Consider the following 18,034-nt stretch of genomic DNA (forward strand, 5'->3'; position numbering starts at 1 on the left):
GGTAAACCCGCTCCCACAGGTTTTGCACAGATATTGATAACTGTGCAGTACCTGTGGGAGCGGGTTCACCCGCGAAAGGGCCGATACTGGCAATAGATTTACTTCAACCCGACACAGCTCCCTGCCACTGATTCTGGTCAACCTGGATCAAGGTCGGCCCCTTGCGCTCCACTGCCTGCCCCAACGCCACCTGCAGCTGCGCCACATCTGCCACCTGCTCCGCCGCCGCGCCCAAGGCCCGCGCCACACCGATGAAGTCTGGCGTATGGATATCCACCCCGACCGGCTCGATGGCCCGGTTGACCATGTACTTCTTTATTTCCTCGTACCCCTGGTTGTTCCACAGCAGCACGATCAACGGCACCTGCGCTTCCACCGCGCTGGCCAGCTCCGGCAAGGTGAACTGCAGACCGCCATCACCAATCAGGCACACCGCAGGGGCACGCTCACCGACCTGCTCCGCGCTGCCCAGCCAGGCGCCCATGGCCGCCGGCAATGCGTAACCCAAGGTGCCGTAGCCGGTCGAGGCATTGAACCAACGGCGTGGCTGGTCCATGTCCAGGGTCAGGTTGCCGGTGTACACCGGCTGAGTCGAATCGCCCACCAGAATGGCATTGGGCAGACGCTCAAGAATCGCACTCAGCAGACGCGTCTGGCTCAGGGTCGGCTGGTCCCAACCCGCCGCCAGTGCCTGGCGCAACTTGGCCACGCGGGTTGCCCCCCACGTGCTTTCACGCACGGGTTGCGGCAGTGGCTGCAAAGCGTCGAACAGCGCCTCGGCAGCCAATTCGGCGTCGGCCACCAGCGACAGCGTCGGCAGGTAATTGCGCACTGTCTGGTCCGCGTCGATGTCGATGCGCAACAGGGTGCCCGGGATCTCGAAACCACCTTTGAAGGTCACGTCATAGTCGGTTTCGGCCAGTTCGGTACCGATCGCCAGCACCACATCGGCCTCGGCCACCAGCGCCCGTGTGGCTGGCAGCGACTGGGTCGAGCCGATCTGCAGGGGGTGGCTGGCCGGCAGCAGCCCCTTGGCATTGATAGTCAGCGCCACCGGCGCCTGCAGGTGTTCGGCCAGGCGCGCCAGCGCAGCGCCCGCGGCCAATGCGCCGCCCCCAGCCAGGATCAATGGCCGCCGTGCATTGGCCAGGCGCTCGGCCATCTGCGCCACGGCCTGCGGCGCTGCCCCTGCCCGGCTACTGCGCACCACGCGCCCCGGCAGCAGGTGATCGGCCGGTTCGACCAGCACGTCGAGCGGGATCTCGATATGCACCGGGCGCGGTCGGGCGCCTTCGAACACGGCGAATGCCCGAGCCAGCACCTGCGGCAGGTCATCGGCACTCATCAGGGTGTGGGAAAACGCCGCCACACCCGACACCAGCGCGGCCTGGTTGGGCAACTCATGCAGCTTGCCACGGCCACCGCCCAACTGGTCGCGGGATTGCACGCTGGAAATCACCAGCATCGGGATCGAGTCGGCATAGGCCTGGCCCATGGCGGTGGTGATGTTGGTCATGCCCGGGCCGGTGATGATGAAGCACACCCCCGGTTTGCCGCGGGTCCGCGCATAGCCGTCGGCCATGAACCCGGCACCCTGCTCGTGGCGCGGGGTGACATGGCGGATGGACGAACCCGCCAGGCCGCGGTAGAGCTCCACGGTATGTACACCAGGAATGCCGAAGACATGGTCAACGCCATAGCCTTCAAGGAGTTTTACCAGTACTTCGCCGCAGGTCGCCATTGGGTTTCACCGTGAATCTTGGTTGGGTTATGCCCCTATTGGACCCAGCCACGGCTATCGCCACAATGCAAAAAAACACATACTAGCCATGTTCTGCAATCATGGCTCAGCACAATGAAACGCCTCCCGCCCCTGCCCGCCCTGCATACCTTCCTGGTCACCGCCCAGCACTGCAATTTCACCCGTGCCGGGCAGCAGCTGCATATCACCCAGGGCGCCGTCAGCCGGCAGATCGCGGCCCTCGAAGAGCATCTGGGCTATGCCTTGTTCCAGCGCCAGGCCCGTGGGTTGAGCCTGACCCGTGAAGGCCAGGACTGGCTGCCAAGGGTGCAACAGGTATTTGCGCTGATTGAACAAGGGGTGCGCGAGGTGGGTGGGCGCAGCGCTACGTTACAGCTCAAGGCACCGACCTGCGTGATGCGCTGGCTGCTGCCACGCCTGATGGAATGGCAGGCGCTACGCCCGGATGTACCGGTGGAGCTGACCACCACGGTGCAACATGGAGTGGACTTTCGCCGCGAGGGTTTCGATGCGGCGGTGGTGTATGGCGATGCGCCGAACCACGGGCTGCGCGTGCGCAAGCTGTTCGATGAGCAGTTGACGCCGGTGTGCGCGCCGTCACTGCGCGAGGGGCCGGTGCCGTTGCAGCAGGTCGAGGACCTGGCGCGACACATGCTGCTGCACCCCTCGCGGAATGAGCATGACTGGCGGTTATGGCTGCAGGCAGCCGGGGCAACGCTGGCCATTCAAGGTCCGAAGCAGCATTTCGAGACGCTGGACATGGCGATGGCCATGGCCTCGCAGGGCACCGGCGTGGCCATCGGCGACTGGTCGCTGATCGGCGATGACTTGCGCGGGGGGCGGTTGTGCATGCCGTTTGCGCTGAAGGTGATGACCGGCAAGGGGTATTACCTGGTGAGCCAGGCCAAGAGCTTGCCGCCGGGGTTGGGGGAGTTGCTGGATTGGCTGGAACACCAGGCCAGCCAGTGAGGGCCTCTTCGCGGGCACGCCCGCTCCCACAGGTACAGCACAGATTCCAAGACCTGTGCTTTACCTGTGGGAGCGGGCGTGCCCGCGAAGCAGGCGACTCAATAGCCGACAGTGAAACGCTGCCGCGAATGCGCCGGCTTTTCCAGTTCGTCGAGCATGGCAATCGCGTAATCGGCAAAGGTGATCCAGCTCTTGCCCTCCGCGCCGATCAACAGATGATCCTTGCCCAGCTTGTAATGCCCGCTGCGCTCACCTTCAACGAACTCCGCCGACGGCGACAGGAAGGTCCAGTCCAGGTTCGGCTCCCGTTGTAACGCTTCCAGGAAACGCACTCCGGCAGTGGCCTCGGCCTTGTATGCCTCGGGGAAGTCCGGGCTGTCGATCACCCGATGCCCAGACGGCAGCAAAAGGCTACCGGCCCCACCCACCACCAGCAGGCGCCTGACCCCGGCCCGTTTGACTGGCTCGATGATGGCGTGTGGCTCGATGGTCGAGAAATGCGCCGCACTCAGCACCGCATCCACACCCGCGACCGCCGCTTGCAGGGCTGCGCTGTCCTTGGCATCCAGCGCCTTGACGGTCACCCCCTCCCGCCCCTGCAACCGCGACGGGTCGCGGGCGATGGCCAGCACACTGTGGCCACGGCGCAGGGCCTCTTCCAGCAACTGGCTGCCAGCGCGGCCGGTGGCACCGATGATTGCAATCTTGCTCATGGGATACTCTCCATCAGTTGAACGGAACTACCACTTCATCTCGCCCTTGGCGACCTTGGCCCCCAGCTCCAGCGAGCTTTCATCGGCCAGGCTCGGGTAACGTCGCTTCATCGCCGCGATCAACGCACCGGCGTCTTTCGCCGGGGCGGTCTCGGCATCGAAATCACGAATGTAGTTCGCCGTGAAACGCACGGCCTGCAGCGAGCGGCTGCTGTCCCCCAGGTAATGCCCGGGTATGACCGTGCGCGGCGCCAGCGCTTCGATGTGCGCCAGGGTGCCGAGCCAGTCGGCGTGGGACTTGGCCGTTTGCGTGTCGGCCATCCATACATGAATGTTCTCCGACACCACCACGCCACCGACCACCGCCTTGATCGACGGGATCCACACAAAACTGCGGTCAGGTTGCGGGCCGTCCAGGCCGACCACCTCAAGGTCCTGCCCTTCCACCGTCAGGCGGTTGCCTTCGAGCACCTGTGGCAGCACCAGCCGCGCCGGCTTGTCCGCGCCCATCTGCGGGCCCCAGTAGGCCAGCTTGGCATCCTTGGTCTGGCGGATATGGGCAACCGTGGCGGCCGACGCCAGCACCTTGGCGTCCGGGAAGGCCTGGGTCAGGGTATCCAGGCCGAAATAGTAGTCCGGGTCGCCATGGCTGATGTAGATAGTGGTCAGCTGCTTGCCGCCTGCCCGCAGGCGCTGCACCAGTTGCTCGGCCTGGGCCTTGCCGAACTGGGCATCGACGAGGATGGCGTCGTGCTCGCCGCTGACGATCACCGAACTGACCGGGAAGATCGCCTCATGCCCGGGGTTGTAAACCTCCAGCCGCAAGGGGTCGGCAGCCAGCGCCGGGCCGGCCAGGGTCACACAGGCCAGCAGCAGGCCACGCAAGGGAGTGAAAAGAGACATCGCAAACGCCCGTCAAATGAACAATGCCCAACAGCTTAGTTGCCCAATCCGTGACAAAAAATGCGATGCTCGAACATAGTTTGTTTCTGAAACCGGGCAAATCATGGACCGTCTCAACGCCATGCGCGTTTTCGTCACCGTCGTCGACCTGGGCAGCCAGTCGGCGGCGGCGGATCATCTGCAACTGTCGCGGCCGGTGGTATCGCGCTACCTGGCAGAGCTGGAAGACTGGGTTGGCGCACGGCTGATGCAGCGCACCACACGCAAGCTCAGCCTCACCGCCGCCGGACAGGAAACCCTGCCCCGCTGCCGGCAATTGCTGGAATTGGCTGGCGACCTGCAGGCCGCGGTGCAGCAGCCGGATGACGCGCCCAAGGGCGCGCTGCGCATCAGCGTCAGCACCTCATTCGGCCAGGCCCAACTGGTGGATGCTGTGGCCGATTACGTCCGACGCTACCCTGGGGTGAAGGTGGAACTGCAGATGCTCGATCGCACGGTCAACCTGGTAGACGAGCGCATCGACCTGGCCATCCGCACCAGCAATGACCTGGACCCCAACCTTATTGCCCGGCGCCTGAGCGTATGCCGCTCGGCAGTGTGTGCGGCACCGGCCTACCTGCGCGAGCACGGCACGCCGCAACGGGTCGAGGAACTGAGCCGGCACAACTGCCTGACACATGCCTACTTCGGCCACAGCCTGTGGCATTTCGAGGTAGCCGGCCAGCAAGTCGCCGTGCCAGTGGCGGGGAACATCAGTGCCAACGAGGCGATGACACTGCAGAAGGCGGCGCTGGCCGGCGCAGGTATCGCCATGCTGCCGACCTACCAGGCAGCGCAGGCCCTGCGCCGGGGTGAACTGGTGCGCCTGCTGCCCGAAGCCAGCCCGCGCGAACTGAACCTGAATGCGGTGTACACCTCACGCAAGCACATGCCGGCGACCTTGCGCAGCATGCTGGATTTTCTTGTGCAGCGGTTCAAGGACGAACCGGAGTGGGATCAGGACTTGTAAAGCCGCTCCTACAGGAATGGCATTGTCACTCCTCGACGCTCATGTACTCCTTGGCCCAGCGGATGTAGTCCTCGGGCTGGGTGTAGGTGTGCGAGAGTTCGGTGGCGCTGAGGTTTTCCGACTTGTTCTGCTGGCCGCGCTGCAGCCGCAGGCAATCGTAGGTGGCCTTGATCGCGGCAAAGTAGGCCGCGTGACCATCGACCACGATGCGCACGCCCAGGCGTGCCAGGCGCTCGTCGTCACGCAGGTTCGGGTTGCCGTAGGTCACCAGCATCAGTGGCACCGTCAGGTGCTCGGCAATCTGCTCGAGTTGCTCGAAGTCCTTCACCCCCACCATGCAGATGCCATCGGCTCCGGCCTTCTGGTAGCTCTGGGTACGCACGATGATTTCTTCGGTGGTGAGCACGCCAGCGTTGGTCCGGGCAATGATCGACAGCGACGAATCGACCCGTGCCTCCAGCGCCGCACGGATCTTGCCGACGCCCTCTTCAACCGGGATCAGGTCGGTGGACTTGCGCCCGAACTGGGCAGGTAGCAGGGTGTCCTCGATGGTCAGGGCAGCCACGCCGGCGCGCTCCAGTTCGATGACCGTACGCATGACGTTCAGCGCGTTGCCATAGCCGTGGTCGGCGTCAGCCAGCACCGGCAGTTGTGCCACGCGACCAATACGGGTGGCCTGCTCGACGAACTCGCTGAGGGTGATCAGGGCGAAGTCCGGTGCAGCCAGTACCTGCAGCGAAGCGACGGAGCCACCGAGGATGCCGACCTCGAAGCCCAGGTCTGCGGCAATGCGTGCCGACATCGGGTCGAACACCGATGCGGTGTGATAACAGGAACCTGAAGCGAGCAGCTCGCGGAAGGCAAAACGCAGATCTTGATGGGAAGCCTTGGGCATGATCACTCCGCAAAATAAGTTGAAATTCGAACGGTAACTACCGACCCCTGTAATCGGGTCTACCTGGCCTGTTCCAACCGTCGCCATCTGGGCGGTCATGCTCGACATGCAGGCAGAGGAATAAAAGGTGTGGGAGACAGCGGCGCAAAAACCTGCGGCATAATGTTGCACCAAGCTGGTGCAAACCCCCGATTTTCGGCCTCTGTGGCATACCAACGATATCACGCAGCCATGCAGCACTGAATGAATGCGCCAATGCCGATCTTGCATAGGGGATGCAGATAGTGGATAGGAAGCTACCTAACTCAGGTTACAATTCGGGGACTTCATGCTGGCCTCTTCGCGGGTAAACCCGCTCCCACAGGGACCGCGCCGTCCTCAGGAGCGACACCGGACCTGTGGGAGCGGGTTTACCCGCGAAGAAGGCCGCCACCGTCATACAAGGTATCCCCGTGACCGCCGCCCTGCCCCCCACCACCCTGCGCAACGTGCTCACCGCCCTGATGCTGGCGATCTTCCTCGGCGCCCTGGACCAGACCATCGTTGCCGTCTCGCTGCCGGCGATCTCGGCGCAGTTCAACGATGTCGGCCTGCTGGCCTGGGTCATCTCCGGCTACATGGTGGCGATGACTGTCGCCGTGCCGATCTACGGCAAGCTGGGCGACCTGTACGGAAGGCGCCGGATGATCCTCACCGGCATCAGCCTGTTCACCCTGGCCTCGATCGCCTGCGCCCTGGCCCAGGACATGCAACAGCTGGTGCTGGCCCGGGTACTGCAGGGCATTGGTGCCGGTGGCATGGTCTCGGTGAGCCAGGCGATCATCGGCGACTTCGTCCCCCCACGGGAGCGCGGCCGCTACCAGGGATACTTCAGCAGCATGTACGCGGTGGCCAGTGTCGCCGGCCCGGTGCTGGGCGGTTGGTTGACCGAATACCTGTCATGGCGCTGGGTGTTCTGGATCAACCTGCCACTGGGGCTGGTTGCACTGTGGGCGATCCGCCGCGCCCTCGGCGGCATGCCGGTGCAGCGCCGCGAGGCGCAGGTGGATTACCTGGGTGCCGTTTTGCTGATTCTCGGCCTGGGTAGCCTGTTGCTGGGCATTACCCTGGTCGGCCAGGGCCACGCCTGGGTCGACCCGGCTGTGCTGGCCTTGTTCGCCTGCGCCGCGCTGGGCTTGATGCTGTTCATTGCCCATGAGCGCCGCTGCCCGGAGCCGCTGCTGCCGCTCGGCCTGTTCGGCAATCGCGTGGCGGTGCTGTGCTGGGGCGTGATCTTCTTCGCAAGCTTCCAGTCGATCTCCCTGACCATGCTCATGCCGTTGCGCTACCAGGGCATCACCGGTGCCGGCGCCGACAGTGCTGCCCTGCACCTCCTGCCGCTGGTGATGGGGCTGCCCATGGGTGCCTTCACCGGCGGGCGCATGACCAGCCTGACCGGGCGCTACAAGCCGCAGATCCTGGCCGGCGCACTGCTGATGCCACTGGCCATTTTCGCCATGGCGCTGACCCCGCCGCAGTCGGTCTTGCTCAGTGCACTGTTCATGCTGCTGACCGGCATCGCTTGCGGGCTGCAGTTCCCGACCTCGCTGGTAGGCACGCAAAGCGCGGTGGACAGCAAGGACATCGGCGTGGCCACCAGCACCACCAACCTGTTCCGCTCGCTGGGTGGGGCCATGGGAGTGGCGTGCATGTCCAGCCTGCTGCTGGCGCTGCTGCACCAGGGCGGGTTCGAGTCGCTGGGTAATCCGTTGCTGGGGAGCCTGAAGGCCGGAGAAGTGGACCTGGTGACACAGGGGCGGTTGCTGGAGACGTTCCAGCATTTGCTGATGGGGAGTGCCGGGGTAGCTGTGATGGGACTGTCTGCAGCGCTTGCATTGCCCGACCGGCAACTGCGTGGACGCTGAAGTCGGCCGCACCGTTGTGTGGGCTGCTGCCTCGCTGCAAACCTGCATCTTGTGCGATCCCTGTGGGAGCGGGTTCACCCGCGAAGAAGGCAGCGCGGTGAATGGCACCGGCTTCGCCGGTGTTCGCGGGTAAACCCGCTCCCACAGAGATCTCGGCGCGCCGGCAGAACCTGCACAGCTGAGCATTCCGAGAGCATTAATCCCCCCTTAACACAAAGGGGTAACACTCCCTCACAATCCTTAACAAAGTGTCATTTGCGCAGAGCCGGGCTCAAGCGCAGCATATCCAGCCCGGTGTCGACCCATTTTTCGACATCCTTCAACAAATCGACACTGTCAGGCAGCAACAGCCAGCGCCCGATCAGGCCATCGACATAGGCGAACATGGCCACCGCCGCGCGCTCGACATCAAGCTCGCCTGGCAACTGGCCCCGGCGCACGGCATTGGCCAACGCCAGGGTGATGCCCTTGTGGCAATCCAGCACAGCAGCCTGGCGCTGCTGGCGAATTTCACACATGTCATCGGTGAACTCGCACTTGTGATGCAGGATTTCGTTGATACGCCTGGTTCGGGCATCGAGCACCAGCTCGTTGAACACTTGCAGCAACAGCTTGCGCATGCAGCCAAGCGGGTCCACTTCGTCCTCGCTTTCGCTCGCCCGCGCCAGGTGGTCATGGGTTTCATGCAGGCTGTCGAGCAACGCCTGCACCAACTCGGCCTTGTTGTTGAAGTGCCAGTAGATCGCTCCTCGCGTCACACCCGCCAGTTCGGCGATGTCGGCCAGGGTGGTTCGCGCAACCCCGCGCTTGTAGAAGGCCTTTTCCGCCGCCTCGATGATCTGGGCGCGGGTTTCCTGGGCTTCTTCTTTGGTTCGACGGACCATGGCAGTACAAACCTCATCTGCCCCGAACGCGCGGCGCGTGCGGGTAACACTCCGGGGGCACCTCTGCAGGGTGCCTCGCGGGGGAGCTAATCAAGAGCTGTGGCAGTACCCGAGTACAACCCAGCGGTATTTACAAACAACCATGAATGTAAGTATATTCCTTAGCAAGCTATTTATCCACCGGATAGCAATTTTTCCAGATCAAGACTCTTCCATTACTCTTGAGCGTCTCCCAGCTCCAGCGACCCGAGGATCCTCATGCAATTCAAGCCAGCCGTTACCGCTCTGGTTTCCGCCGTCGCCCTGGCAACCCTGCTCAGTGGCTGTAAGAAAGAAGAAGCAGCGCCAGCGGCGCAGGCTCCTCAGGTCGGCGTCGTGACCATCCAGCCCCAAGCCTTCACCCTGACCTCGGAATTGCCGGGGCGTACCACTGCCTACCGCGTCGCCGAAGTGCGCCCGCAGGTCAACGGCATCATCCTCAAGCGCCTGTTCAAGGAAGGCAGTGAGGTCAAGGAAGGCCAGCAGCTGTACCAGATCGACCCTGCCGTGTACGAAGCCAACCTGGCCAATGCCCAGGCCAACCTGCAGGCCACCCGCTCGCTGGCCGAGCGCTACAAGCAGCTGATCGACGAACAGGCTGTCTCCAAGCAGGAATACGACGACGCCAATGCCAAACGATTGCAGGCCGAGGCTTCGCTCAAAAGCGCGCAGATCGACCTGCGCTACACCAAGGTCCTGGCACCGATCAGCGGCCGTATCGGCCGTTCTTCGTTCACCGAAGGTGCACTGGTGAGCAATGGCCAGGCCAACGCCATGGCCACCATCCAGCAACTCGACCCGATCTACGTCGACGTCACCCAGTCCACCGCCGAACTCCTCAAGCTGCGCCGTGACCTGGAAAGCGGCCAGCTGCAGAAGGCCGGCGACAACGCCGCCTCGGTGCAGCTGGTGCTGGAAGACGGCAGCCTGTTCAAGCAGGAAGGCCGCCTGGAGTTCTCCGAAGTCGCGGTCGACGAGACCACCGGCTCGGTCACCCTGCGCGCCCTCTTCCCCAACCCCGACCACACCCTGCTGCCAGGCATGTTCGTGCATGCGCGGCTCAAGGCCGGGGTCAACGCCAACGCCATCCTGGCCCCGCAACAGGGCGTGACCCGCGACCTGAAAGGCGCACCGACCGCGCTGGTGGTCAACCAGGAGAACAAGGTCGAACTGCGCCAGCTCAAGGCCAACCGTACCCTGGGCAGCGATTGGCTGATCGAGGAAGGCCTGAACCCGGGTGACCGCCTGATCACCGAAGGGCTGCAGTACGTGCGCCCGGGCGTCGAGGTCAAGGTCAGCGAAGCCACCAACGTCAAGAAGCCGGCCAGCCCTGTTCAGGCCAACGCGGCGAAAGCAGACGCCAAAGCGGAGTAAACCATGTCGAAGTTCTTTATCGATCGCCCGATCTTCGCCTGGGTGATCGCCTTGGTGATCATGCTGGTCGGCGCCTTGTCGATCCTGAAGCTGCCGATCAACCAGTACCCCAGCATCGCGCCGCCGGCCATCGCCATCGCCGTGACCTACCCGGGCGCCTCGGCGCAAACCGTGCAGGACACCGTGGTACAGGTGATCGAGCAGCAGCTCAACGGTATCGACAACCTGCGTTATGTGTCGTCGGAAAGTAACTCCGACGGCAGCATGACCATTACCGCCACCTTCGAGCAGGGCACCAACCCAGACACCGCGCAGGTGCAGGTGCAGAACAAGCTGAACCTGGCCACCCCGCTGCTGCCGCAGGAAGTGCAGCAGCAAGGTATCCGCGTCACCAAGGCAGTGAAGAACTTCCTGCTGGTGATCGGCCTGGTGTCCGAAGACGGCAGCATGACCAAGGACGACCTGGCCAACTACATCGTCTCCAACATGCAGGACCCGATCTCGCGTACCGCGGGTGTGGGTGACTTCCAGGTGTTCGGTGCGCAGTACGCCATGCGTATCTGGCTCGATCCGGCCAAGCTGAACAAGTTCCAGCTGACCCCGGTCGACGTCAAGACCGCCGTGGCCGCGCAGAACGTGCAGGTATCCTCCGGCCAGCTCGGTGGCCTGCCGGCCATGCCGGGTACCCAGCTGAACGCCACCATCATCGGCAAGACCCGCCTGCAGACTGCCGAGCAGTTCGAGAAGATCCTGCTCAAGGTCAACAGCGACGGTTCGCAGGTGCGTCTGGGTGATGTCGCCCAGGTTGGCCTGGGTGGTGAAAACTATGCCGTCAGCGCCCAGTTCAACGGCAAGCCGGCCTCCGGCCTGGCAGTTAAACTGGCTACCGGTGCCAACGCCCTGGACACCGCCAAGGCCCTGCGCCAGACCATCGCCGACCTGGAACCGTTCTTCCCGCCTGGGGTGAAAGCGGTATTCCCGTATGACACCACCCCGGTGGTCACCGAATCGATCAGTGGCGTTATCCACACCCTGATCGAAGCCGTGGTCCTGGTGTTCCTGGTGATGTACCTGTTCCTGCAGAACTTCCGCGCCACCATCATCACCACCATGACCGTACCGGTTGTGTTGCTGGGTACCTTCGGCATCCTTGCCGCTGCCGGCTTCAGCATCAACACCCTGACCATGTTCGCCATGGTCCTGGCCATCGGCTTGCTGGTGGACGACGCCATCGTCGTGGTGGAGAACGTCGAGCGGGTGATGTCCGAGGAAGGCTTGCCGCCCAAGGAAGCGACCAAGCGCTCGATGGAGCAGATCCAGGGTGCCCTGGTGGGTATCGCCCTGGTGCTGTCGGCAGTACTGCTGCCCATGGCGTTCTTCGGCGGCTCCACGGGTGTGATCTATCGGCAGTTCTCCATCACCATCGTCTCGGCCATGGGCCTGTCGGTGCTGGTGGCGCTCATCTTCACCCCGGCCCTGTGCGCCACCATGCTCAAGCCGCTGAAGAAGGGCGAGCACCATGTGGCCAAGCGTGGCTTCTTTGGCTGGTTCAACCGCAACTTCGACCGCAGCGTAACCGGCTACGAGCGCAGCGTGGGCACCATCCTGCGCAACAAGGTACCGTTCCTGCTGGCCTACGCGCTGATCGTGGTCGGCATGATCTGGCTGTTCGCCCGCATCCCTACCGCGTTCCTGCCGGAAGAAGACCAGGGCGTATTGTTTGCCCAGGTACAGACCCCGGCCGGCTCCAGTGCCGAGCGCACCCAAGTGGTGGTCGACCAGATGCGTGAGTACCTGCTCAGCGAAGAGGCCGACACCGTGGCTTCGGTTTTCACCGTCAACGGCTTCAACTTCGCCGGCCGTGGCCAGAGCTCGGGTATGGCATTCATCATGCTCAAGCCGTGGGATGAACGCTCCAAGGAAAACAGCGTGTTCGCCCTTGCCCAGCGTGCCCAGCAGCACTTCTTCACCTTCCGCGATGCGATGGTGTTCGCCTTTGCCCCGCCTGCGGTGCTCGAACTGGGTAACGCCACCGGCTTCGACGTGTTCCTGCAGGACCGCGGCGGTGTCGGCCATGCCAAGCTGATGGAAGCGCGCAACCAGTTCCTGGCCAAGGCCGCGCAGAGCAAGATCCTCAGCGCCGTGCGCCCGAACGGCCTGAACGACGAGCCGCAGTACCAGCTGACCATTGATGACGAGCGTGCCAGCGCCCTGGGCGTGACCATCGCTGACATCAACAACACCCTGTCGATTGCCTTGGGTGCCAGCTACGTCAACGACTTCATCGACCGTGGCCGGGTCAAGAAGGTGTACATCCAGGGCGAGCCGAACGCGCGGATGAGCCCGGAAGACCTGCAGAAGTGGTACGTGCGCAATGGCGCCGGCGAAATGGTGCCGTTCTCCTCCTTCGCCAAGGGCGAATGGACCTACGGTTCGCCGAAGCTGTCGCGTTACAACGGCGTCGAGGCAATGGAAATCCTCGGTGCTCCGGCCCCGGGCTACAGTACCGGTGAAGCCATGGCCGAGGTCGAGCGCATTGCTGGCGAATTGCCAAGCGGCATCGGCTTCTCCTGGACCGGCATGTCCTACGAGGAAAAACTCTCCGGTTCGCAGATGCCGGCACTGTTCGCCCTCTCGGTACTGTTCGTGTTCCTGTGCCTGGCAGCCCTGTACGAAAGCTGGTCGATCCCGATCGCCGTGGTACTGGTAGTACCGCTGGGTATCATCGGTGCCCTGATCGCCACCAGCATGCGCGGGTTGTCCAACGACGTATACTTCCTGGTCGGCCTGTTGACCACCATCGGCCTGGCGGCGAAAAACGCCATTCTGATCGTCGAGTTCGCCAAGGAACTGCACGAACAAGGCCGCAGCCTGTACGACGCGGCGATCGAGGCGTGCCGCATGCGTCTGCGCCCGATCATCATGACCTCGCTGGCGTTCATCCTCGGCGTGGTACCGTTGACTATCGCCAGCGGCGCCGGCGCCGGCAGCCAGCACGCCATCGGTACTGGTGTGATCGGCGGCATGATCAGTGCGACCGTGCTGGCTATCTTCTGGGTACCACTGTTCTTCGTCGCAGTGTCGTCACTGTTCGGCAGCAAAGAGCCGGAAAAAGACGTCACCCCTGAAACTCCACGTTATGAGGCTGGGCAATGACCAAGTCTTTGTTGTCCCTGGCAGTAACCGCTTTCATTCTTGGCGGCTGCTCGCTGATCCCTGACTACCAGACCCCGGAATCGCCGGTGGCTGCGCAGTGGCCGCAAGGCCCGGCTTACTCGCCGACGCAGTCGGCGGAGGTTGCCGCCGCCGAACAGGGCTGGCGTCAGTTCTTCCACGACCCGGCCCTGCAGCAGCTGATCCAGACCGCGCTGGTGAACAACCGCGACCTGCGCGTTGCCGCGTTGAACATCGACGCCTACCGTGCGCAGTACCGCATCCAGCGTGCCGACCTGTTCCCTGCGGTTTCGGCCAACGGTAGCGGCAGCCGCCAGCGCGTACCGGCGAACATGTCGCAGACGGGCGAAGCGGGCATCACCAGCCAGTACTCGGCCACCCTGGGCGTCAGCGCCTATGAGCTGGACCTGTTCGGCCGCGTGCGCAGCCTGACCGAGCAGGCCCTGGAAACCTACTTGTCCAGCGAGCAGGCGCGTCGCTCCACGCAGATCAGCCTGGTGGCCAGCGTGGCCAACGCCTACTACACCTGGCAGGCCGACCAGGCGCTGTTCAAGCTGACCGAAGAAACGCTGAAGACCTACGAGGAAAGCTACAACCTCACCCGCCGCAGCAACGAAGTCGGCGTAGCCTCGGCGCTGGACGTCAGCCAGGCGCGTACCGCCGTGGAAGGCGCCCGGGTCAAGTACTCGCAGTACCAGCGCCTGGTCGCCCAGGACGTCAACAGCCTGACCGTGCTGCTGGGCACCGGCATTCCCGCCGACCTGGCCAAGCCGCTGGAGCTCAATGCCGACCAACTGGCCGAAATACCGGCCGGCCTGCCGTCGGACATCCTCCAGCGTCGCCCGGACATCCAGGAAGCCGAGCATCTGCTCAAGGCCGCCAATGCCAACATTGGCGCGGCCCGCGCAGCGTTCTTCCCGAGCATCAGCCTGACCGCCAATGCCGGCAGTCTGAGCCCCGACATGGGCCACCTGTTCTCGGGCGGCCAGGGCACCTGGCTGTTCCAGCCGCAGATAAACCTGCCGATCTTCAACGCCGGCAGCCTGAAGGCCAGCCTGGACTACTCGAAGATTCAGAAGGACATCAACGTCGCCAAGTACGAAAAGACCATCCAGACCGCTTTCCAGGAAGTCTCCGATGGCCTGGCGGCGCGCAAGACCTTCGAAGAGCAGCTGCAGGCGCAACGCGACCTGGTGCAGGCGAACCAGGACTACTACCGCCTGGCCGAACGCCGCTATCGCATCGGTATCGACAGCAACCTGACCTTCCTCGACGCCCAGCGCAACCTGTTCAGCGCCCAGCAGGCACTGATCGGCGACCGCTTGTCGCAGCTGACCAGCGAGGTCAACCTGTACAAGGCGCTTGGCGGTGGCTGGTACGAGCAGACCGGGCAGGCCAACAACCAGCAGGCAGCTGTGGAAGCACCGAAGAGCTGATCAGCCCTGTTACAGCAAAGAGCCCACCTTTAACGGTGGGCTTTTTGTTTGTCGGTTGCCTGTACAGGCCTCTTCGCGGGTAAACCCGCTCCCACAATGTTTTGCATAAATGCTGAAGGCTGTGCAGTACCTGTGGGTGCGGGTTTACCCGCGAAGAGGCCAGTGCAGGAGAACAATTAACCAACCAGAACATTCCGTTCGATTATCGCCCGCTTCCGCTTGTGGCGAATTGCCTCACCCCCGCCACACCCCGCAACATCCTCCCACGCAACGTTGCCCCGGTTCATCCCAAAAGACCCGCACCTGCAGGCCGCATCCTGCAGCGTACCGGCTCGCCCATAAAAACAAGAGATCCACGACAGATGAGCACTTTGCAACCCGCACGCCAGCTGCTGCCCGGCCTGTTGGCCATGTCCTGCGCACTCCCAGTGTTCGCCGCCGACCAAGGTGGTTTCCTGGAGGACGCGAAGGCCACCCTCAACCTGCGAAACTTCTACATCAACCGCAACTTCGTCGACCCGGCCCATCCGCAGGCCAAGGCCGAAGAGTGGACGCAGAGCTTCATCCTCGACGCCCGCTCCGGCTTTACCCAGGGCACCGTCGGTTTCGGCGTGGACGTACTGGGCCTATATTCGGTCAAGCTCGATGGCGGCAAAGGCACCACCAATACCCACCTGCTGCCGGTGCACGACGATGGCCGCCCCGCCGATGACTTCGGCCGCCTGGGCGTGGCACTGAAAGCCAAGCTGTCCGAAACCGAGCTGAAAGTGGGCGAGTGGATGCCGGTACTGCCGATCCTGCGCTCGGACGATGGCCGCTCGCTGCCGCAGACCTTCCGCGGCGGCCAGCTGACCTCGAAGGAAATCGCCGGCCTGACCCTGTACGCCGGCCAGCTCCGCGGCAACAGCCCGCGCAACGACGCCAGCATGGAAGACATGTCGATGAACGGCAAGGCAGCGTTCACCTCCGACCGTTTCAACTTTGGCGGCGGCGAATACACCTTCAACGACAAGCGCACCATGATCGGCCTGTGGAATGCCCAGCTCAAGGATATCTACCGCCAGCAGTACCTCAACCTGGTGCACAGCCAACCCTTGGGCGACTGGACCCTGGGCGCCAACCTGGGCTACTTCATCGGCAAGGAAGACGGCGCCGAACGCGCCGGCGAACTGGACAACCGCACGGCCTCGGCCATGCTCTCCGCGCGCTATCAGGGCCACACCTTCTACGTCGGCCTGCAGAAAGTCAGCGGCGACGACGCCTGGATGCGGGTGAACGGCACCAGTGGCGGCACCCTGGCAAACGACAGCTACAACTCCAGCTTCGACAACGCCAAGGAGCGCTCCTGGCAGGTGCGCCATGACTTCAACTTCGCCACCGTCGGCGTGCCAGGCCTGACCCTGATGAACCGCTACATCAAGGGTGACAACGTCACCGCGGGCGGCGTGGACGATGGCAAGGAATGGGCGCGGGAAACCGAGTTGGCCTATGTGGTGCAGTCGGGCAGCTTCAAGGACCTGTCGGTGAAGTGGCGCAACTCCACCATGCGCCGGGACTTCAGCACCAACTCGTTCGATGAGAACCGGTTGATCGTGAGTTACCCGCTGAATCTGCTTTGAATTCTTCGCGGCTGCCCCCTGGTCGACCGCGCCAGCAAAGCCCTGCCGCCCACCCCAGAAGGCCTGGTGGTGCTGCAACATGCCCGGCGCCTGGATATACCAGTGCGGGCTGCTGCCATTCGCTGAGCTGATGATGGTGGCGGGGGCGGGCTATCCTGAGCTATATCGGTCGCCTGTACCGGCCCTTTCGCGGGTAAACCCGCTCCCACAGGTCCAGCGCAGCCCTCAGGAGTTGTGGTGACCCTGTGGGAGCGGGTTTACCCGCGAAGAGGCCGGAACAGGCAATACACCTCGATCAGGCAACCAGGGAGGCAAAACAATGAAAACCCTCGTCGACCACCTGAGCCAATACGCCAGCTACCACCGCGACCCACGCAACATCGCCACCCACTTCGTCGGCATCCCGATGATCGTGCTGGCGGTCACTATCCTGCTGTCGCGCCCTGGCTGGGAGGTAGCCGGCATGTGGCTGTCCCCTGCCCTGCCGGCGGCGGCGGCCTCGGTCTGGTTCTACCTGCGCCTGGATCTGCGCTTCGGCCTGGTGATGGGGTTGTTGCTTGGGCTATGCCTGTGGGTCGGCCAGGTGCTGGCGATGCAGACGACAGCGCTGTGGCTCGGCACCGGGCTGGGGGCGTTCGTGGTGGGCTGGATCATCCAGTTCGTCGGCCATTACTACGAAGGCCGCAAGCCGGCGTTTGTCGACGATGTCAGCGGGTTGATCATCGGGCCGTTGTTCGTGGTGGCAGAAGCGGCATTCATGCTCGGCCTGTGCCCGGCCCTGAAACGCGCCGTCGAGGCCAACGCCGGGCCCGTGGTGGCGCGCTCTATGTAGGAGCGGCCTTGTGTCGCGATAGGGCTGCGAAGCGGCCCCGGCAATATTGGCTGCGAAGCTGAAGCCTAGGGGCCGCTGCGCGGCCCATCGCGACGCAAGGCCGCTCCTACAAGGGACCGCGTAGTGGTCAGGTACGCGACTCCACACCCAGCTCATCCCACACCGACTCAGCCATGTGGAAGGTGGCATTGGCCGCCGGAATGCCGCAATAGATCGCGCTCTGCATCAGCACTTCCTTGATTTCGTCGCGGGTCACGCCGTTGTTGGCCGCCGCGCGCAGGTGCAGCTTCAGCTCGTCGTTGCGGTTCATGCCAATCAGCATGGCGATGGTGATCAGGCTACGGGTATGGCGCGGCAGGCCAGGGCGAGTCCAGATGTCACCCCAGGCGTGGCGGGTGATCATCTCCTGGAACTCGCCGTTGAAGTCGTTGAGCTTCTCCAGGCTGCGGTCCACGTGGGCATCGCCAAGCACTGCGCGGCGTACTTGCATGCCGGCGTCGTAACGTTGTTTCTCGTCCATG

General features: G+C 63.7%; 14 protein-coding genes and 1 pseudogene. 9 read left to right on the forward strand and 6 right to left on the reverse strand.

The features are described from left to right. Positions 1–103: 103 nt before the first annotated feature. Positions 104–1,741 (reverse strand): 5-guanidino-2-oxopentanoate decarboxylase, encoded by a 1,638-nt coding sequence (locus QN085_RS20765; protein WP_013974027.1) that lies wholly within the window; start codon positions 1,739–1,741, stop codon positions 104–106. Positions 1,742–1,855: 114 nt separating this feature from the next. On the opposite strand from QN085_RS20765, the gene QN085_RS20770 reads away from it, so the two are divergent. Then, on the forward strand, positions 1,856–2,731 hold the full coding sequence (locus tag QN085_RS20770) for a LysR substrate-binding domain-containing protein (protein WP_013974028.1): 876 nt from the start codon (positions 1,856–1,858) through the stop codon (positions 2,729–2,731). A gap of 98 nt (positions 2,732–2,829) precedes the next feature. On the opposite strand, the gene QN085_RS20775 is transcribed toward QN085_RS20770, so the two are convergent. Both QN085_RS20775 and QN085_RS20780 read right to left on the reverse strand, forming a co-directional pair. Beyond that, a complete protein-coding gene (locus tag QN085_RS20775; RefSeq protein WP_013974029.1) occupies positions 2,830–3,444 on the reverse strand; it encodes an NAD(P)-dependent oxidoreductase in 615 nt (204 codons plus the stop codon). Between the two features lie 27 nt (positions 3,445–3,471). After that, positions 3,472–4,347: an MBL fold metallo-hydrolase gene (locus QN085_RS20780; RefSeq protein WP_041505624.1), complete on the reverse strand. Its 876-nt coding sequence runs from the start codon at positions 4,345–4,347 to the stop codon at positions 3,472–3,474. 103 nt (positions 4,348–4,450) lie between these two features. Between QN085_RS20780 and QN085_RS20785 the strand changes: the two genes are divergently transcribed. Continuing rightward, positions 4,451–5,356, forward strand: coding sequence for a LysR family transcriptional regulator (locus QN085_RS20785; protein WP_013974031.1), 906 nt, complete (start codon positions 4,451–4,453; stop codon positions 5,354–5,356). Positions 5,357–5,381: 25 nt separating this feature from the next. Here the strand turns inward: QN085_RS20785 and QN085_RS20790 are convergent, their stop codons facing one another. Further along, positions 5,382–6,251, reverse strand: a complete 870-nt coding sequence (locus tag QN085_RS20790; RefSeq protein ID WP_003259571.1) for an oxaloacetate decarboxylase — start codon at positions 6,249–6,251, stop codon at positions 5,382–5,384. Positions 6,252–6,703: 452 nt separating this feature from the next. Here QN085_RS20790 and QN085_RS20795 point away from each other — a divergent pair, with 452 nt between their 5' ends. Beyond that, positions 6,704–8,155, forward strand: coding sequence for an MDR family MFS transporter (locus QN085_RS20795; RefSeq protein ID WP_031324342.1), 1,452 nt, complete (start codon positions 6,704–6,706; stop codon positions 8,153–8,155). Positions 8,156–8,406: 251 nt separating this feature from the next. Here QN085_RS20795 and ttgR read toward each other — a convergent pair whose 3' ends face one another. Continuing rightward, a complete protein-coding gene (gene ttgR, locus QN085_RS20800; RefSeq protein ID WP_013974034.1) occupies positions 8,407–9,039 on the reverse strand; it encodes an efflux transport transcriptional regulator TtgR in 633 nt (210 codons plus the stop codon). A gap of 258 nt (positions 9,040–9,297) precedes the next feature. Between ttgR and ttgA the strand changes: the two genes are divergently transcribed. The 6 genes and pseudogenes from ttgA (at position 9,298) to QN085_RS20830 (ending at position 17,513) form a co-directional block, all read left to right on the forward strand. Beyond that, the gene (gene ttgA / locus QN085_RS20805; protein WP_013974035.1) at positions 9,298–10,452 is read left to right on the forward strand and encodes a toluene efflux RND transporter periplasmic adaptor subunit TtgA; all 1,155 of its coding nucleotides are present in this window, start codon (positions 9,298–9,300) and stop codon (positions 10,450–10,452) included. Positions 10,453–10,455: 3 nt separating this feature from the next. After that, on the forward strand, positions 10,456–13,608 hold the full coding sequence (ttgB, locus tag QN085_RS20810; RefSeq protein ID WP_013974036.1) for a multidrug efflux RND transporter permease subunit TtgB: 3,153 nt from the start codon (positions 10,456–10,458) through the stop codon (positions 13,606–13,608). Next, entirely contained in the window at positions 13,605–15,062 is a 1,458-nt protein-coding gene (locus QN085_RS20815; RefSeq protein WP_023660874.1) for an AdeC/AdeK/OprM family multidrug efflux complex outer membrane factor, read from the forward strand. Before ttgB ends, QN085_RS20815 begins: the two co-directional genes overlap by 4 nt. Before the next feature lie 362 nt (positions 15,063–15,424). After that, positions 15,425–16,681: an OprD family porin gene (locus QN085_RS20820; protein WP_023660875.1), complete on the forward strand. Its 1,257-nt coding sequence runs from the start codon at positions 15,425–15,427 to the stop codon at positions 16,679–16,681. Between the two features lie 9 nt (positions 16,682–16,690). Continuing rightward, positions 16,691–16,774, forward strand: a pseudogene (locus QN085_RS20825) (hypothetical protein); the annotation flags it as partial. A gap of 226 nt (positions 16,775–17,000) precedes the next feature. Then, a complete protein-coding gene (locus QN085_RS20830; RefSeq protein WP_013974039.1) occupies positions 17,001–17,513 on the forward strand; it encodes an Mpo1 family 2-hydroxy fatty acid dioxygenase in 513 nt (170 codons plus the stop codon). A 127-nt stretch (positions 17,514–17,640) separates the two neighbouring features. On the opposite strand, the gene pcaC is transcribed toward QN085_RS20830, so the two are convergent. Further along, positions 17,641–18,033: a 4-carboxymuconolactone decarboxylase gene (pcaC, locus tag QN085_RS20835; RefSeq protein WP_013974040.1), complete on the reverse strand. Its 393-nt coding sequence runs from the start codon at positions 18,031–18,033 to the stop codon at positions 17,641–17,643. Position 18,034: the final 1 nt, after the last annotated feature.

Origin of the sequence: Pseudomonas sp. M2(2023) (assembly GCF_030263955.1) — a bacterium.
Taxonomy (GTDB): Bacteria; Pseudomonadota; Gammaproteobacteria; order Pseudomonadales; family Pseudomonadaceae; genus Aquipseudomonas; species Aquipseudomonas asiatica.

Coding starts and splice junctions, on each gene's coding strand:
- QN085_RS20765 (WP_013974027.1), bottom strand. CDS start 1,741: ATGGCGACCTGCGGCGAAGTACTGGTAAAACTCCTTGAAGGCTATGGC.
- QN085_RS20770 (WP_013974028.1), top strand. CDS start 1,856: ATGAAACGCCTCCCGCCCCTGCCCGCCCTGCATACCTTCCTGGTCACC.
- QN085_RS20775 (WP_013974029.1), bottom strand. CDS start 3,444: ATGAGCAAGATTGCAATCATCGGTGCCACCGGCCGCGCTGGCAGCCAG.
- QN085_RS20780 (WP_041505624.1), bottom strand. CDS start 4,347: ATGTCTCTTTTCACTCCCTTGCGTGGCCTGCTGCTGGCCTGTGTGACC.
- QN085_RS20785 (WP_013974031.1), top strand. CDS start 4,451: ATGGACCGTCTCAACGCCATGCGCGTTTTCGTCACCGTCGTCGACCTG.
- QN085_RS20790 (WP_003259571.1), bottom strand. CDS start 6,251: ATGCCCAAGGCTTCCCATCAAGATCTGCGTTTTGCCTTCCGCGAGCTG.
- ttgR (WP_013974034.1), bottom strand. CDS start 9,039: ATGGTCCGTCGAACCAAAGAAGAAGCCCAGGAAACCCGCGCCCAGATC.
- ttgA (WP_013974035.1), top strand. CDS start 9,298: ATGCAATTCAAGCCAGCCGTTACCGCTCTGGTTTCCGCCGTCGCCCTG.
- ttgB (WP_013974036.1), top strand. CDS start 10,456: ATGTCGAAGTTCTTTATCGATCGCCCGATCTTCGCCTGGGTGATCGCC.
- QN085_RS20815 (WP_023660874.1), top strand. CDS start 13,605: ATGACCAAGTCTTTGTTGTCCCTGGCAGTAACCGCTTTCATTCTTGGC.
- QN085_RS20820 (WP_023660875.1), top strand. CDS start 15,425: ATGAGCACTTTGCAACCCGCACGCCAGCTGCTGCCCGGCCTGTTGGCC.
- QN085_RS20830 (WP_013974039.1), top strand. CDS start 17,001: ATGAAAACCCTCGTCGACCACCTGAGCCAATACGCCAGCTACCACCGC.
- pcaC (WP_013974040.1), bottom strand. CDS start 18,033: ATGGACGAGAAACAACGTTACGACGCCGGCATGCAAGTACGCCGCGCA.